This window comes from Streptomyces sp. cg36 (assembly GCF_041080675.1).
In the GTDB taxonomy this organism is placed as follows: Bacteria; Actinomycetota; Actinomycetes; order Streptomycetales; family Streptomycetaceae; genus Streptomyces.
Map to the genome: position 1 here is coordinate 207,234 of NZ_CP163520.1, position 15,130 is coordinate 222,363.

Sequence of the window (15,130 nt, forward strand, 5' to 3'; positions counted from 1 at the left end):
CGGTGGCGACCGGAGCCCTGCCGTTGCGGGGGCGTGGGGGTCAGAAGATGATCCGCGGGCTCTGCACGTTCATGTAGTACTGGTTCCCGGAGCCGAAGTTCGCCCAGAAGCCGACCTGTACGACCACCTGGCGACCGGTCTTGGGGAGGTCGATCGAGGAGTAGTTGAAGTAGTGGTTCCCGGAGAAGCCCGGGACCCAGCTCCCGGTCCGCCAGTCGACGCACCCGAAGTCGTACAGCCGCTTTCCGGTGTCCGCGTCCACGAGCTGGGCACAGGGATCGGACGGGAACGCGTTGTTGATCCCGATCCCCGCGATGATCTGGGAGCCGTTGCGGGCGATGCAGGAGTCCACGTTGGCGCCTCCCCAGTTCGCCCATGAGTGGTTCGGCGTGTTGTCGGAGCGGCAGGCGAACCCGGACTCCTGGGCCGAGGCCGAGGGGGCCAGGGACAGAGTGCCCACCAGGGCGGCACCGAGAGCGGCCGACGTGGCGAGAATACGTTGGAACACGGGGTCTCCTCCATTCACAGCCATGCCCCCGAAGGCGTCGCGGGCATGATTACGGGCGTGCACCGGCCATCGGGCGAGCCGGGCTTGTCTGTTCGCGGACCGCCGGAAGGTTCCCCGGCCCGGCCCACGGCCCCGACACTTCCGGCAGGCGGCGTTGTCCGCGCGCCCCTGAACCATCCGCCCAGGTCAGACGGGTCAAGGCGTCGGACAAGGTGAGTTGTCCGCGGACGGGAATCGACTCCCCCGCCTGGCGGGCCGGCCACTACCGTGGACGCGGCAGAGCCCGCGAACTCACGGATCAGGGAGGCTCGATGAGCGGTCAGGATCGGCAGACCGGGGACGGCGAGGTCGGCGGCCCCTACTCCAGCCCTGGTGATCCCGGCAATCCGCTGCCGCCGGAAGAACCCCGCCCCGTCGAGGACGACGACTGACCCGGGACGGTCCTTCATGACCACCGGGCCCGACGCGAAGGCGCTGCGCGAGCGGTGCGCGCGCGAGATGGCCGGGCATCCGCGGGACTACCTCGGCGTCCGCCGGGACGCTGCGGGCTTCGGATGGCTGCGTGAGGCGTTCCTGGCCGTGCGGCGGGAGGATTTCGTGCCCGACCGGGTGTGGTGGCCGCACCTGGAGGACGGGGCCTGTCCGCTGATCGACCGGGCCCTTGCGCCACGGGCTTGGCTGAAGTCGGTGTACCTGCTGCGCACCCCGCTCATCACCCAGCTCGACGACGGCGCCACCGCCGCTACGGGACCGGCGGTTGGGGCGTTCACCTCCAGCATCTCCAGCATCACCGTGACCGTCGAGGCGCTGCGGGTACTGGCACCGCAGCCGGGTGAGCGCGTACTGGAGATCGGGACGGGGACGGGGTACAGCGCGGCACTGCTCGCCCGTCGTACCGGTCCCGGCACCGTGACCAGCATCGAGATCTCCGCCGACCTCGCCGAAGCGGCCCGCCGACGCCTGGACCGTGCAGGCGCGGGCGTGCGCGTGATCGCCGGGGACGGGGAGGCCGGTCACTCCGAAGGCGGGCCGTACCAGCGGATCATCGCCACCGCCTCCGTCCGCCGCATCCCGCCCGCCTGGATCGCCCAGCTCGCCCCCGGCGGCACCCTGGTCGTGCCGCTGGCGAGCCCGTTCGGCTGCGACCTCACCGTCCGGCTCACCGCCGTCGGCGACGGCCGCGTAACGGGACGGCCCGTGGCCACCGTCGAGTACATGCGCCTACGCGGTCAACGCGTCCCCGAGGCCGGCCAGTCATACGGCTGGCCCGCCGACACCGATCCCGAGCAGTGGGCGCGGTACACGATCACGGCGGACGCACGGGGGCAGACCGTCGCGCTTGATGACGACCGCCCGACCCCATGAGCGCCGCTGTCCGCTCGTCCCGACGATCGTGCAGGCGCGGGTGAAGTGATGCGGGCGCCGGAGGCATGGAAGCGGTGCCGCCACGGACGCCCCGGTCATGACGTACAGGTAGCTGAAGGGGGACCACGGGCCGAAGAGCACTACCGGCACTGCGGCCAGCACCGCGCTCACGGTGAGAGTCCCTCGCAGTGCGTGGATGCCGGTTTCGTCGATCTGCCTGGCCTTCATGACCATCCCTTGTTTTTGAACGCGTTCACTTGAACGGGTTCGAGATGCCAGTCGGGTCCGGCGGCAGCGATCGCCCCCGGTGAAGATGTCCTGCGGACAACCCTCTTTGTCCGCCGTCCACCACACGTGCGGCCTGCGCCGGACTCCGTACGGCCTGCCGGACAAACGCGTACCGCCCGCACCGTGGGATTGAGCTCGGCCGGGCCGCGAGCCGCCACAGGCGGGGCCGCCGCGCTCTCCCAACGCACGTTCACCGTCACCGACAGGGGGAAGACTCCATGATCAGGATCAAGCGCCTGCTGACGACCGCGCTGCCCGTCGCCGCCGCGGCCGTGCTCATGACCACCGTCCCGGCCAGCGCCTCGACCTCGTGGTCCAGCTGCGCGGGCAGTCTGTGCGACTACGGCTACGTCGACGGCGTCTACGCCTCGATCAAGGACTACAGCTACGACGGCCACGGCGCCGGCCTGTCCATCCGCCTGCGCAACGGGGCTGCCGTGCGCGTCGTGACCCGTGACGACCACGGCTTCGCCGAGAACTGGTTCGACTCGCCCGTCGCCCAGGCCCGTATCTGCAACTGGGACGGCGGCGACCTCTACGACTGCGGCGGCTGGCGCCACTTCTGACCCAGCTGACGACGGCGCAGTGAGCGCCTCACCGCTGGGCTCAAGGAGAAGGGGGCGGCCTGTCGTGGCCGCCCCCTTCTCCTCGCTCCACCTCACGCGCCGGCCTGCGCGGCTACCGGGTGAGATCGACCGTGAGCTCGTCGGCCGGGTCGTCGCAGTGCACCCGGTGGCCGAGGTTGTCGTGCCGTGGGCCGTCACCGCCCCGGGGTGTGGCGTCAGGCGCCGCTCAGTCGGGCAGCGCGACGGTGAGGTCCACCTCGACCAGCTGCCCGGTGAAGCCCAGCTGCGCCACCCCCAAGAGCGTGCTGGCGGACGTGAACGCCGGTCCGAGAAGGGACTCGGTAAGCCGGCTCCAGGCGATGCCCAGGTCCTCCCTGTCTTCGCTCCGCACGTAGATCACCGACCGAACTACGTGGTGCGGCTGGGCATTCACCGCCGCGAGGGCGGCGAGTGCGTTCGCGACGACCTGGTCGACCTGCAAGTCGAGCGATCCTGGGCCAACGAGGGAACCTTGCCGATCGAGCGGGCACTGTCCCGCCAAGTAGGCCGTACGGCCTGCTTCCACAACGGTGATGTGGTGATAGCCCGGCGTGGGGTGCAAGTGGTCGGGGTTGATGCGGGTGATCTTCTCTGTCATCCCGCGAGTCTGCCGAGCGTGCCGCAGAGGCGCACCGCAATTTGCCCCTACGGAACGAGCGGCCGCCACGGCATGGGGCTCACCCCTGAAAGCACGGCCGGGAGGTTCCGCACCCAGGCTCAAAACCTATGCCCGCTCGGGCAGTTGCGCGTCCGGGACGAAGGCGGGAAGCGCGGCCAGGCTGCGGCGCACGGCTTCGCCGCCGTACTCGAACATCTGCCGCTCGTAGTCACCGACCGCGCCGATGAGGTCCTGGCGGCGTTCGACGGCCCCGACCAGGCAGCGGCGCAGCACATCGGCGTCGCGCAGGGCGGTGTTCGCACCGTTGCCGCCGGTCGGGGAGGTGGCGTGGACGGCGTCGCCGAGCAGCGTGACCGGGCCGGGCGCCCAGCGCTCGCGGGGCTCGACGACCCGGATGGACAGCAGGGTGCTGTTGTCCGGGTCGGCCTGCTCGACGAGCGCCCGCAGCTGCGGGTGCCAGCCCTCCGTCCTCGACAGCACGGCGTCCTGCGCGGTCGCGCCACCGAGCGAGCCGTCCGGCGGAAGGATCATGGCCCAGCGTACGTAGTCGCCGATGTCGGGCAGCGTGACGTCGGGGGCCAGTCGTTCGGCGGCCCGCTTGGGCGGGGTACGGAAGCGCATCGCGCCGAGCAGCAGGCTGACACCGTCGCCCGCGATCTTCGAACCGTACGCCTTGGACAGGCCGGTGAACTCGTCGGTCAGGGGTGTGCGGCCGATGACGAACCGGACGCCGGTGTCGGTGGGGGCGGTCTGTGGCGACAACACCCCGCGGACCGCGGAGGCGACGCCGTCGGCGCCGACGAGGAGATCGGCGGAGACCGGGTCGCGGTGGGCGAACTGGGCTCGGACCTTGCCGTCGGACAGCACGTCGTAGCCGGTCAGCGCGGCATCGGTGTGCACGGTCAGGCCGGTGAGCAGCAGGTGTCGCAGGACTTGCCGGTCGACGACGATGCCGGTCCGGCCCGCGCCGAGCCTGCCGATCTCGTTCAGCTGCGGGTCCAGGACCAGCTGCTCGGCCGAGGCGTCCATGGTGATCTCGTCCAGCAGCGGGTGCCAGCGCGTCGGCAGGCAGGCGCGCACCGCCTGGAAGCCGGTCGGGTCGAGGACGAGCCGGTAGCCCTGGAACCGTGCGGTGATCCCGGGGTCGCGCTCGTACACCTCGGCCTCGATCCCAGCACTGTGCAGACCCTGCGCGAGAGCCAGACCTCCCAGACCGGCTCCGATCACGGAAACGCGCATCACACACCTCCTGGACAGACTTCCCGAACCCCGCCCAGGTACCGGGCCGGGGGTGGACGCGGCCCCGCAGAGACGAACTTAGTTCTGCGAGTACGAACTAAGTTCTACGAGGCGAACTTAGTTCGTGTCAAGCTATAGTGACCGGCATGCCCTCAGATCCCCGGAATCAACGAGCAGCCCGCCACGCCCAGCCCGCCGGGGAGCGGACGGCGGCGCCACGCAAGAAGCCCATCACCGTCGAGCGGATCACCGAGGCCGCCCTGCAGGTCGTGGCCGCCGAGGGCTATGACGCACTGACCATCCGCCGAGTCGCCGCGGTGCTCGGCACCGGGCCGTCGTCGCTGTACGCACACATCGTCAGCAAAGAGGACATCGACGATCTCCTCATCGGGCGGCTCTGCTCCGAGGTCGTGCTGCCCGAGCCGGACCCGGCCATCTGGCGCCGCCAGATCCGTGACGTGTACGCGCAGATCCGCGACCAGTATCTGAAGTACCCGGGGGTCTCCCGCGCCGCGCTGGGCACCGTCCCCACCAACCTCTCCGCGCTGCGGGTCAGGGAAGGGCTCCTGGCGATCCTGCTGGCGGGCGGAATCCAACCGGCCAGCGCCGCATGGGCCCTCGACACCCTGTCCCTCTACGTCAGCGCGTACGCCTGGGAGCAGTCACTGGTCCAGCAGCGGCGCACGCACCCCGACCAGGAATGGGTCCTCGGCCGCGAGGAGCTGATCCACCGGTTCACGGCACTGCCCGCCGACACGTTCCCGCACACCCGACGCCATGCCGCCGAACTGACCTCCGGCACCGGCCACGACCGGTTCGACTTCACCCTCGCCCTGATCACGGACAACCTCACCCGGCACACGTCCGTATCCGGCACCGGGTGAACACCGCGGCCCCGGTCGGACGGAGCACGGGCCACGATCGACGAGCGCCCTCTTGGCGAGGCGCCGTTCCGTGCGGTGGTACGGCCCGGAGCTGATCCACTTTCATCTGGGCGGCCAACTCACCCAGGGTGTGGGAGACATGGACACCGCACCGGCCCCAGTCCCCCACGACGGGAGCTTGTTGGCGGCCCGGGCCGCCAACGACCGATGCCCCCTACTGCGGTGCTCAACAGAAAAGGGCCGGCCACGCCCGCGTACGGTCGTGGCCGGCCATCCGCAACCGCCGGGTCAGGAAGCCGCGTCGGCCGGCACCTCAAGGCCGCGGGCGGTGACCAGGCGGGCCGTCCCGTCGGTGAGCCGGTACGACAGCCCCACCACCGCCACACGCCCGGCCTCGACCGCGTCCGACAGGACGCGCGAACGCTCCAGCAGCAGGTCCACGGTGTGCCGGACCTGTTCGGCGATGAAGTCGGAGTCCTCGGTCAGTCCGGCGGCACGGGCGGCCAGCACGCTGGGAGTCACGCGCTCTATCACGTCGCGCACATAGCCGCTCGCCGTCGTGCCCTCCTCGACGGCGGCGCGCGTGGCCGCGACCGCGCCACAGGCGTCATGGCCGAGCACCACGACCAGCGGGGCGCCCAGCACGCTCACCCCGTACTCGATGCTGCCCAGTACTTCCGGGCCCTGGACGTGACCGGCGGTGCGGACCACGAACAGGTCACCCAGCCCCCGGTCAAAAATGATCTCGGCGGCCAGCCGGGAGTCGGAGCAGCCGAACAGCACCGCGAACGGGCTCTGGGCCGGAACCAGCTCAGTGCGGCGCGCGGCGTCCTGATTCGGGTGCTCGGGCGCACCGGCGACGAACCGCTGGTTGCCGGCCTGCAGCAGCTCGAAAGCGTCACGGGGCGTGAGATTCTGGAAATCAGTCATGGGCGAAGGCTACGGTCAGAGCCCGAGCGGGGCACCACCAGGTCCGAACGGAGGCCGGGGGAACAAGTCGGACTCCAGTTCGACTCGACTTCCACAGGCCGCGCAACGATCCCGGACACGCCCTCCCGCGCGCCTCGCCCCCTCACTCGGCGTCGGTACGGAACTCAAGAGCGCTGCTGCGGCCCGCGTCGAGCGCGGTGACGTGATCGGACCAGTTGGTCTGCTCGTGCAGGGAGCGCCCGCTCGCCATCGCGTCGAGCAGCGTGCGCTCGGCGTGACCGATGGCCTCCGCGGCCCCGAGTACCGCGGCCATCCGCTCGGCGGGAGCGATGACCACGCCGTCGTCGTCACCGAAGACCATGTCGCCAGGGGTCACCGCGACGCCTCCGCACGTCACCGTCGCGCCAAGCGGGGCCCGGGACACGGTGCTGCCCGACTTCGGGTTCGTGCCGCGCGCGAACACCGGCAGGCCGACGCGGCGCAGGCCCGCCACGTCGCGGCAGTAGCCGTCGATCACCACACCTGCCAGCCCGCGTCGCCGCGCCTCGGTGGCGAACAGCTCGCCCAGGACCGCGAGCGCGTGCCCGTTCGTCGCGATCACGAGGACGTCGCCGGGAGCGGCCTCGGCGAGCGCGCTGAACACCGGCAGGTGGTCGTCCTCGGCGACCACCGTGAACGCCGGGCCCGCCATGCGGACCTCGGGCACCATCGCCCTGATCTCCGGAGCCACCACCGGCAGCGTCTTGTCGGCATCGGACAACGCCGACACCTCGATCGTCAACAGCCGCCGCACGAGCCCTTGGTGTGTCACATCCACCACGATCCCACACCCCGACGGCCGTGGAGAGCACCGCGCGCGAAGGCGAATCCCGACGGAGTCGGCGGAGTCGGCGGAGTCGGCACGGGCAGCCAAAGGGGTGGGGATGTGAAGTCGCGAGTGGCGCGCTCGCCCCCGCCGTCCCGTCCCGTGGTACGGATGTGGCGCATTCGTGAGGCGAGAGGGAAGGGCTGATATGCGCCGGATGTTGATGTCGACCATGGCCGCGATGGCCACGTGTCTCCTGGCCGCGTCGGCTGTTTCCGCACGGGCCGGTCATCCTTCATCGGGTCAGGCCCGCTTGCCGCACTCCGCGGCCAAGGACTTGCGCCGCGATGTGTACGCCCCGCCGATCCTCTCGCCGGTCGCGGGCGATGTGTGGCCGGTCGGTTCCACTCAGACCGTCACGTGGGACACCTCGAACCCGCCCCAGCAGATCACCAACCCCACCGGTCTGATCGCGCTCTCGCAGCGCGGCAGGTTTGTGAATGGACCCGGCGGCCTCGACCGGCCGCTCGCCTCCGAGTTCAGCATCCTGGACGGTCACGCCGAGATCACCGTCCCGGACGTCGCACCGGGCGAATATACGGTCGTCCTCTTCGGGGACAGCGGCAACGCCGGCCCGCCGTTCTCGATCGTCGCGCGTCGATAGGGCCATACGCCTCCTGGAGGCAACCTCCTCCAACAGGGAGTATCCGCGCGGCGCCGCAGCCAGGGCTACCCCTCCGCTGGGCGTCACCGCCATCCCTGCCAACCTGCGCCCAGGCACTCGTCGCGAAAGCCGATCGGGCGCACCGCCGCCGCAGGGCTCTCACACCCCCAGCCGCAGCTCCCAGGTGTCCACCGCGTAGTGCAGGCCCATGCCGTGGGACTCGTACAGGCGCAGCGCCCCCGTCACGTTCTCGGTGTCGACACCCAGGCCGACCGTGTCACGGCCGCGTCGCGCGTACACCGCGAACGCGTGGCGCAGCAGATGACTGCCGAGGCCACGGCCCCGGGCCCGATCCAGGACGCCCAGGGTGCGGATCCAGCCCATGCCCTCGCGGTCGTCGCGGGTGATCAGGACGGCGGCGTCCCCGATGCCGTCGACGGCCGCGATCCACACCAGCGACCAGTCCATACCGGAGTTCGGGGCTACGCGGCCCAGCCACTCCTCGTACCCCTGCGGGCGGAAGTCGAAGTGGTGGGCGAACGTCTCCTGGTGCAGGCGGTGGGCCGTCCGGCGGTCGGCCTCGTCCGCGCACGGGCGCAGCCGCACCCCGGCGGGCAGGTCCGGCACCGGGTCGGTGTCGGGCGAGACCGGGCGGGTCAGCACATGGTGGCGGCGCACGGTGCGCCAACCGCGCACGGTGAGCAGCGCGAGGTCGAGAGTGGGAGCCACGTTGAGGTAGAGGTGGACCACGGCCTCCCGGGCGCCCGCCCCGGCGGCGAGCTCGCGCGAGCGCGCCTCGACCAGGTCCAGCAGCCGCAGGCCCGCCTCCTGATGGTCGGGCAGCACGTAATGGTCGATCTCGACGGCCCCGTCCGGGCCCGCGTCGCGGACCGCCGCGTACGCCACGGCGCGCCCGGCCCCGAAGGCCACCCACGCCGCACGCGCCGTGGCGAGGTCCTCCTCGACCTCCTTCAGCGTGGTCTCCGGCGCACCGATCTCGATCTCGTCCACCGCGTTCAGCAACGCGCACACCGCTGGCGCGTCTTCACCCTTCGCGTCCCGGGTCCATCCCCCGTCGTCCATCCCCCCCACTGTGGGCGGCCGATCCCCCTCGCCGCAACAGGAATCCGCCGGGCTGAGTTCGGATGGCGGGCGGCCGGGCGGCAGTCGGAGTTGCCCGGGCTCGATCGGACTGGACATCAGACGAGGTACTGCGCCTCGCCGTTGCCCAACGACCAGTCGGCATCGCTGTTCTCGGTCAGCACCACGAACATGTTGCGGGGTTCCGTTCCGGCGTATTCCTGGGCGAGTTCGGCGATGCGCCGGTACAGCGCCTGCTTCTGCGCTGCCGGGCGGCCCTCCCGCAGGGTGATGGCCACATAGACGATGCCGTCGTCCCGCCGCACCCCGAGATAGGTGCCGTGCCGCAGGATGCCGCTCTCGCCGTCGTGGGCCGTCAGGATCTGGAACCGGTCGTCGTCCGGGAACCCCATCACCTCCCCCAACGCCTCGTGCACGGCCCGCCCCAGGGCCGCCAGGCGCCCGGTGTCACGGCCCAGCACGTCGATACGTACGAGCGGCATGCGTCCTCCCACCACTGGACCAACAGTGTCTCACCCCGATCGTACATACCAGTAGGTACAGATGGGGGTGCGGGGCCGGACCCGGCGAGCCGCAAGGGGCGGCCCTCAAGTAACCCCGTTGCCAGAGGAGTTGCCTATAGGCGTTCCCTATGGGCCCCGCTGATATTTGGTCTTTGCCTCCCGTTCCTCCTCAGACCTACCGTGAAACCAGTTCACGACAGAAAGAAAAGGAACGGTGAAATGACCAGCATCGAAAACGCATCGACGACGCGGGAACTCAAGGGAAAGCGCGCACTCGTGACGGGAGGGACCCGGGGAATAGGGGCCGCCGTCGTCCGCCAACTCCTCGACGCGGGCGCCCACGTACTCACCACCGCCAGGTCGACCACGGCTCCGGTGCCGGAAGGAGCCGCCTTCGTGGAGGCCGACGTGCGGACCCCGGCCGGCACCCGAGCGCTCGCCGAGGCCGCGCGGAAGAGCCTGGGCGGCGTCGACATCCTGGTCCACAACGCGGGCGGAGCGCAGCCGTACGAGAGTGCCTCGGAGATCCCCGACGAGGTGTGGCAGGACGCGCTGGACCTGAACTTCCTGGCCTCGGTGCGGCTGGACGCGCTGCTGACGCCGGGCATGCGGGAGCGGCGCGCGGGAGCGATCGTGCACGTCTCCTCGGCCGCGACCCTCACCCCGATGGGGCCGTTCCTGCACTACACGGCGGCCAAGGCGGCCCTGGAGAACTACAGCCGGGGCCTGGCCCTCGAACTGGCTCCGGCCGGCATCCGGGTCAACACCGTCTCGCCCGGCAGGGTCGCCACCCCGGGCGGCGAGGCGACGCGGGAGCAGTGGGCGCGGCTGAACTCGGCGGCGGGCCGGACCGGCGCCGAGGGCACCACCCCGCTGGGGCGGGACGGCCGCCCCGACGACATCGCGCACACGGTCCTGTTCCTCGTCTCCGACCAGGCGGGCTGGCTGACCGGCAGCAATCTCTACGTGGACGGCGGCGAATTCCCCCGGAACTGACGCTCGGCGGAATTCCAGAAGTACCGCTTCCGGAAATCCGTCAATGCGAGATCAGCGGGGACCAGTTCTCCTTTCGCAGGAATGAAAGCAGCGCCGTCTCCGCCGGTCCCGCACCGGACCGCAGCACCGCGATCACGGGCTGGGTGACGGCCGGGAACACCGGCCGCACCAGGTGTTCGTGCCCCGGGGGCACGGCGGAGGCGGGGACGAGCGTCGCGCCCAGTCCGTGGGCGGCCCAGCGAACGGCGGTCGCGGCCTGCGACACGCGGGCGGCCGTGACCGGGGCGAGCTCGTCGTCCCGCAGCGCGTGCACGAGCACGGCGTCGAGCGCGCTGTCACGGTCGAACCTCACCCACGGCTCCCCCGCCAGGTCGCGCCGCTCGACCCGGTCTGCCGCGAGCAGCCGGTGCCCGGCGCCAAGGACCACGACGAACTCCTCGTCACCGAGGTGGTGGGCGTCGTCGGGGCTCTGCTCGCACTGCGCCATCAGAGCGAGGTCCAGCACGCCCCGGCGGCACAGCCGGTCCAGCTCGGCGGAGCTGGGCTCCTCGAATACGGTGACCTCAAGCTTCGGGAAGCGACTGCGCAACGCACCCAAGGCACCTGGCAGTTGGCGGGTGCCGAAACCCATCTGCACCGACACCACCAACTCGCCCACCAGCTCGTCTGCACCGGCCCGCGCGGTGGCCCGGGCCCGCCGCGACGCGCTCACCGCGACCTCGGCCTCCCGCAGGAAGGCACGTCCGACCACCGTGGGAACGAGTCCGCTCGGCGTACGGGCGAACAGCTCCACGCCGAGGTCCCGCTCCAGGCCGCGGATCTGCTGGGACACCGACGGCTGGGCGACGCGCAGCCGCTCGGCCGCCGCGGTCACCGAGCCCGCCTCGGCGATGGCCAGGGCGTACTCGAACTGACGAAGACTCATGCCCGTCCTCTCCCGGCGACGGGCTCCGGATCGGCCCGTCGGTGTATGGCTGTCACGGTCAGTAACTCCCGCCCGTTGCGAGGGATTCCCGTACACCGGGCTCGGCCGATGCTCGCGGGCGTTGACGCCGTCACCTCGGCGGTACCCGCTCCGCTCGCGGTTTGGCCGGGGCGCCGGGCTCGGCGCTCCGGCCACGAGAGTCGGAACACACCCGCCAACTAGGGCGCGGCGGGCGGTGTCGGGGCAGGGCGGTTCCACTCCCGGGCGATCCAGGCGTCCACGCGCGACCACTGGTCGGTCAGCCAGGACTCGCGGGCCTGTTGTCCGGCTGGTATCGCGTGGTGGGGCACGCTCCACCACGTGGCGCGGACCGCCGTGCGCAGGGGGATCGACCGCCACAGCCGGGCCGGGGAATCGATGCGGTCGAGCCCGGTGTGCGCGACGAAGGTGACCGCCGCTCCGGCCTCCCCCGCCCCGGACAGCGCCGCGAGCGAACCCTCCATCCTGGGCGGCAGGACGTGCCGTTGGCGACGGGCGCGGGCCGCTCGGCGGAGCTGGCCGGTGCGGTTGAGCCAGCCGATGGCCCGGCGCCTGCGACGTTCGGTGAAGTTACCGCCCTCGGGGAACATCACCAGCGCCTCCCCCGGGCGTAACGCCGCGGCCAACAAGCCGATGGCCGTCGAGGTCCCGGCTTCGGCGCGGTGCGGGACGAAGCAGTGCGGCAGGCGGCTGAGCACGATGTCCAGGCACGGGTCCCACCGGAGGAACTGCTTGAGGACGACCTGGGGGCGCAGGCCCGCGCGGCAGAGCAGGCCGTGGACCAGCAGGATCGAGTCTCCCGGGCCTGCGTGGCGGGCAAAGACCACGATGCCCGCGCGCGGCCGGTGCGTACTCGACGGGATCGGCGGGTCGACCTCCACTCGTAGCGAGAAGATCCAGGCCGAGCACTTGACCAGCAATCCCAACAGCCGTGCCAGAACTTGGTAGTTCAGTGCGACCAGACGCTCCTCGCGGCCCCGGCCGCCTCCCATGCAACGCAGCCGAACGACACCCGCCGCGAGCACACCGCCCAGGTCGGCAACGAGGTATACGAGCGCGTAGAGGGCCAGCCGTTGGGGCTGCCAGGCCCGCCCGGACCGTCCGGCGCACAACGACAGCGGCGCCAACACCAGCGTCACGAGCAGCAGAGCCCCGGCGAGGGGGATCAGTACGAGGAGTGCGGGCACGCTGACGCAGCGCCTGGCCACGTCACGTACGCAGACCGGCCCGCTCATGAGGCTTCGTCCCCGCGGGGCTTTCCCGCGGCTGCCAGGTATGCGGCCGACGCCTCGTACGCCGACTCCATCCGCCGCGCGGACAGATCGAAGTCGCGGTGGCGGAACTTGCGGCCCGTGAGGTCCTCTGCCCTGCCGGACGCCGCTCCCGTGGGCAGCAGGTGCACCTCGACCTCCGGGGGCAGGTCGGTCATGTCCCGGGTGAAGCGGTGACGGCGGGCGATCTCGAAGGCCACGGCGGCCACCTCCCAGGGCGCCCGGGGCACTTGCAGGGGCCGCTCGACGCGTCCGACCTGCAGCACGTAGACGGTGCGGGCCCCGGCAGCGACCGCGCGGCCCACGGGGATGCTGTTGATGAGTCCGCCGTCGAAGAAGTGCTCGCCGTCGACTTCGAGCGGTGGCAGGAGCCCGGGGACCGCGCACGAGGCCATGACCGCCGGGATGAGGGGCCCTTGGGTGAACCAGTGCTCGGCCGCACTCTCGATGCTGGCCGCGACGCATTGGAAGGGCACCGCGAGGTCCTCGATGCGCCGCGCCGGGAGCCGGGCCTCCAGAAGTGCGCGCAGCGGTGCGGAGGAGTACACGTGCGTCCGGTTGCGGGCGGCGAGCCGAAGGTTCTGGAGCACCGAGCCGGAGAACACGCCCGAGCGGCCCAGGCTCCCCCACAGTTCGCCCAGTTGCGCCACGGCTCCAGCCGTCGGGTCGGCCGCGATCGCCGCGCCGTTGATCGCCCCCACGGACGTTCCGATCACCAGGTCCGGGCGGATTCCGGCCTCGATCAGCGCCCTCAGCATCCCGACCTCGTAGGCGCCGAGCGCCCCGCCTCCGCCCAGAACGAACGCACAGCGGTAGTCCGTGCTCGGCATGCCCGGTCCATCGGGTTGCCGTGTGCCCGCGTCGTCGCCCATGTTCAGCGCCTGCCCCGTCCCGGCCACCCCATCCGCGTGCCGGCGGGACCCGGTCACGCCGACGCGCCGGGAGGTCTTCCGAATCAGTCGCCGTCCAGTTCCGGGTAGTAGCGGAGTTGGTACGTCGAGAGACCCGAGACGCTCAGCTCGCCTCCGCCCCCGCAGATGGGGCAGAGCCTCGTAGCACGGCATACGCCGCATCGGCGCTTGCGGTCGGCCTCGCCGAGTACCCACCCGCGACCACGGCATCCAGGGCACCAGCCGTCGGCGTCGCACTCGTAGCACAGCACGTAGCCAGGTGTGGCGGTCGTCGGTGTCGGCTCCGGCTCCGGCTCCGGCTCCGGCTCCGGCTCCGGCTCCGGCGGGGACAGTGTCAGTGCCGCCGTCTGCCCGCGGAACGACACAAAGCGCGTGTCGTCGCCCGTGAGGACGCGGATGACGCTGCCCTCCCGCTCGGCCATGACCACGGTCCACAGCCTCCCGTCGTCTTCCTCCTGCGACGTCGTCACCGTCCAGCCGGCGGCGCGCAGGAGGAAGACCGTACGTGAGACCGTCTCGGCAGCGGTCACCTTCTTCGGGCGATTGCCCTGGTACCGGGTCGCGTAGTGGTAGCGCTGAGGCTCGCGCGGGTCGGCGACCTTCGGCTCGTGGAGAGTCAGCTGACGCAGATGGAAACGAACCGTCACATCCTTGATGAGCGCGATCAGTTGGTGGCGCAGGGACCGGCCCAGCCGGTCCAGTTCCTCACGCGCTGTCGCAGTCTCATCCATGTCCGCTCCTCGGCCCCGGAACGTATCACAGGGCCGACTCCCGCCGATCTCCGAGCCGCGCAGGACCGCTGTTCAGCGAGGGTACCGACCCGACAGCGGGTGACAGGTGGGCACCGACCGGGTCACGGGGTGGGTGCGGCCCGTGTGGCGGCACCGCCCGCCCACGAGTCAGCCCTGCTCCAGGTGCCAGTCCTGCTCCGCCGGCTCGCCGCCCGCGCACGTCCACAGCGTCACCCACGTGCCGTTGCCGAAGTTGCCGCCGTAGTTGGTCAAGCACTTGTTGGAGTGGGAGGTCTTGATGTTCCGGAAGCGGTCCACGGCGGACTGGTCGAAGTCCTGGCTCTCGGCACCGGTGCACGGCCACAGGGTCAGCACGGCACCGTCGGAGTAGATGCGGTCACCTCTCGGGGTCAGGCACTTCCCGCTGGCTTCGTGGACGATCCTGTCACCACGCCAGATCCAGTTCTGCAGGTCGCTCCCGGTGCAGTCCCACAGCGTGATGGCCGTGCCGTTGGCGGTGCTGTTCCCCTGCGGCGTGGCGCACTTGGCGGTGCCCCCCGGCGTGTAGTTCCGCAGCGGCGCGCCGGGCATCTGGCCGGCCTGCGCCGTCGAGATGCCGGGCACGGCGCATCCGAGCACGGCGGCTGCTGCGACAGCGATACGGGCGGCGGTACGAGTACGAGTACGCATACGAGGTTCGTTCCTTTTCCGAAGCGTCAGATCTGCAAGGTGAGTCGGCGCCGACA

At 71.2% G+C, this 15,130-nt stretch carries 17 protein-coding genes; 5 read left to right on the forward strand and 12 right to left on the reverse strand.

The window, feature by feature from the left end; all coding sequences use genetic code 11:
• Nucleotides 1-40 precede the first annotated feature (40 nt).
• Entirely contained in the window at nt 41-508 is a 468-nt protein-coding gene (locus AB5J87_RS00955; RefSeq protein WP_369372781.1) for a hypothetical protein, read from the reverse strand.
• A 447-nt stretch (nt 509-955) separates the two neighbouring features.
• Here AB5J87_RS00955 and AB5J87_RS00960 point away from each other — a divergent pair, with 447 nt between their 5' ends.
• Both AB5J87_RS00960 and AB5J87_RS00965 read left to right on the forward strand, forming a co-directional pair.
• Entirely contained in the window at nt 956-1,873 is a 918-nt protein-coding gene (locus AB5J87_RS00960) for a methyltransferase domain-containing protein (protein ID WP_369372783.1), read from the forward strand.
• Nucleotides 1,874-2,379: 506 nt separating this feature from the next.
• Entirely contained in the window at nt 2,380-2,727 is a 348-nt protein-coding gene (locus tag AB5J87_RS00965) for a hypothetical protein (protein WP_369372785.1), read from the forward strand.
• A gap of 226 nt (nt 2,728-2,953) precedes the next feature.
• Here the strand turns inward: AB5J87_RS00965 and AB5J87_RS00970 are convergent, their stop codons facing one another.
• Together AB5J87_RS00970 and AB5J87_RS00975 are read right to left on the reverse strand one after the other, a co-directional pair.
• A complete protein-coding gene (locus AB5J87_RS00970; RefSeq protein ID WP_369372787.1) occupies nt 2,954-3,364 on the reverse strand; it encodes a RidA family protein in 411 nt (136 codons plus the stop codon).
• A 126-nt stretch (nt 3,365-3,490) separates the two neighbouring features.
• The gene (locus tag AB5J87_RS00975; protein ID WP_369372789.1) at nt 3,491-4,624 is read right to left on the reverse strand and encodes an FAD-dependent oxidoreductase; all 1,134 of its coding nucleotides are present in this window, start codon (nt 4,622-4,624) and stop codon (nt 3,491-3,493) included.
• Between the two features lie 146 nt (nt 4,625-4,770).
• On the opposite strand from AB5J87_RS00975, the gene AB5J87_RS00980 reads away from it, so the two are divergent.
• Nucleotides 4,771-5,508: a TetR/AcrR family transcriptional regulator gene (locus tag AB5J87_RS00980; protein ID WP_369372791.1), complete on the forward strand. Its 738-nt coding sequence runs from the start codon at nt 4,771-4,773 to the stop codon at nt 5,506-5,508.
• Nucleotides 5,509-5,796: 288 nt separating this feature from the next.
• Here the strand turns inward: AB5J87_RS00980 and AB5J87_RS00985 are convergent, their stop codons facing one another.
• On the reverse strand, nt 5,797-6,438 hold the full coding sequence (locus tag AB5J87_RS00985) for a carbonic anhydrase (protein ID WP_369372793.1): 642 nt from the start codon (nt 6,436-6,438) through the stop codon (nt 5,797-5,799).
• A 142-nt stretch (nt 6,439-6,580) separates the two neighbouring features.
• Nucleotides 6,581-7,198 carry an RraA family protein gene (locus AB5J87_RS00990; RefSeq protein ID WP_369372795.1) on the reverse strand — a complete coding sequence of 206 codons (618 nt, stop codon included), beginning with the start codon at nt 7,196-7,198 and terminating at the stop codon, nt 6,581-6,583.
• Between the two features lie 358 nt (nt 7,199-7,556).
• Here AB5J87_RS00990 and AB5J87_RS00995 point away from each other — a divergent pair, with 358 nt between their 5' ends.
• Nucleotides 7,557-7,907: a hypothetical protein gene (locus tag AB5J87_RS00995; RefSeq protein WP_369372797.1), complete on the forward strand. Its 351-nt coding sequence runs from the start codon at nt 7,557-7,559 to the stop codon at nt 7,905-7,907.
• Between the two features lie 159 nt (nt 7,908-8,066).
• On the opposite strand, the gene AB5J87_RS01000 is transcribed toward AB5J87_RS00995, so the two are convergent.
• Together AB5J87_RS01000 and AB5J87_RS01005 are read right to left on the reverse strand one after the other, a co-directional pair.
• Complete coding sequence (locus tag AB5J87_RS01000; RefSeq protein ID WP_369372799.1) at nt 8,067-8,990, reverse strand: GNAT family N-acetyltransferase; 924 nt, start codon at nt 8,988-8,990, stop codon at nt 8,067-8,069.
• Between the two features lie 116 nt (nt 8,991-9,106).
• Nucleotides 9,107-9,490 (reverse strand): tautomerase family protein, encoded by a 384-nt coding sequence (locus AB5J87_RS01005; RefSeq protein ID WP_369372801.1) that lies wholly within the window; start codon nt 9,488-9,490, stop codon nt 9,107-9,109.
• Between the two features lie 240 nt (nt 9,491-9,730).
• On the opposite strand from AB5J87_RS01005, the gene AB5J87_RS01010 reads away from it, so the two are divergent.
• Nucleotides 9,731-10,507, forward strand: a complete 777-nt coding sequence (locus AB5J87_RS01010) for an SDR family oxidoreductase (protein WP_369372803.1) — start codon at nt 9,731-9,733, stop codon at nt 10,505-10,507.
• Between the two features lie 40 nt (nt 10,508-10,547).
• Here AB5J87_RS01010 and AB5J87_RS01015 read toward each other — a convergent pair whose 3' ends face one another.
• From AB5J87_RS01015 to AB5J87_RS01035, 5 genes are all read right to left on the reverse strand, one after another.
• Nucleotides 10,548-11,432 carry a LysR family transcriptional regulator gene (locus tag AB5J87_RS01015; RefSeq protein WP_369372805.1) on the reverse strand — a complete coding sequence of 295 codons (885 nt, stop codon included), beginning with the start codon at nt 11,430-11,432 and terminating at the stop codon, nt 10,548-10,550.
• 218 nt (nt 11,433-11,650) lie between these two features.
• Nucleotides 11,651-12,706, reverse strand: coding sequence for a 1-acyl-sn-glycerol-3-phosphate acyltransferase (locus AB5J87_RS01020; protein WP_369372807.1), 1,056 nt, complete (start codon nt 12,704-12,706; stop codon nt 11,651-11,653).
• The gene (locus AB5J87_RS01025) at nt 12,703-13,572 is read right to left on the reverse strand and encodes a patatin-like phospholipase family protein (protein WP_369372809.1); all 870 of its coding nucleotides are present in this window, start codon (nt 13,570-13,572) and stop codon (nt 12,703-12,705) included. The genes AB5J87_RS01020 and AB5J87_RS01025 overlap by 4 nt, the downstream gene beginning before the upstream one ends.
• 125 nt (nt 13,573-13,697) lie before the next feature.
• Nucleotides 13,698-14,384: a hypothetical protein gene (locus tag AB5J87_RS01030; RefSeq protein WP_369372811.1), complete on the reverse strand. Its 687-nt coding sequence runs from the start codon at nt 14,382-14,384 to the stop codon at nt 13,698-13,700.
• Nucleotides 14,385-14,552: 168 nt separating this feature from the next.
• Nucleotides 14,553-15,074, reverse strand: a complete 522-nt coding sequence (locus tag AB5J87_RS01035; protein ID WP_369372813.1) for an RICIN domain-containing protein — start codon at nt 15,072-15,074, stop codon at nt 14,553-14,555.
• Nucleotides 15,075-15,130 lie beyond the last annotated feature (56 nt).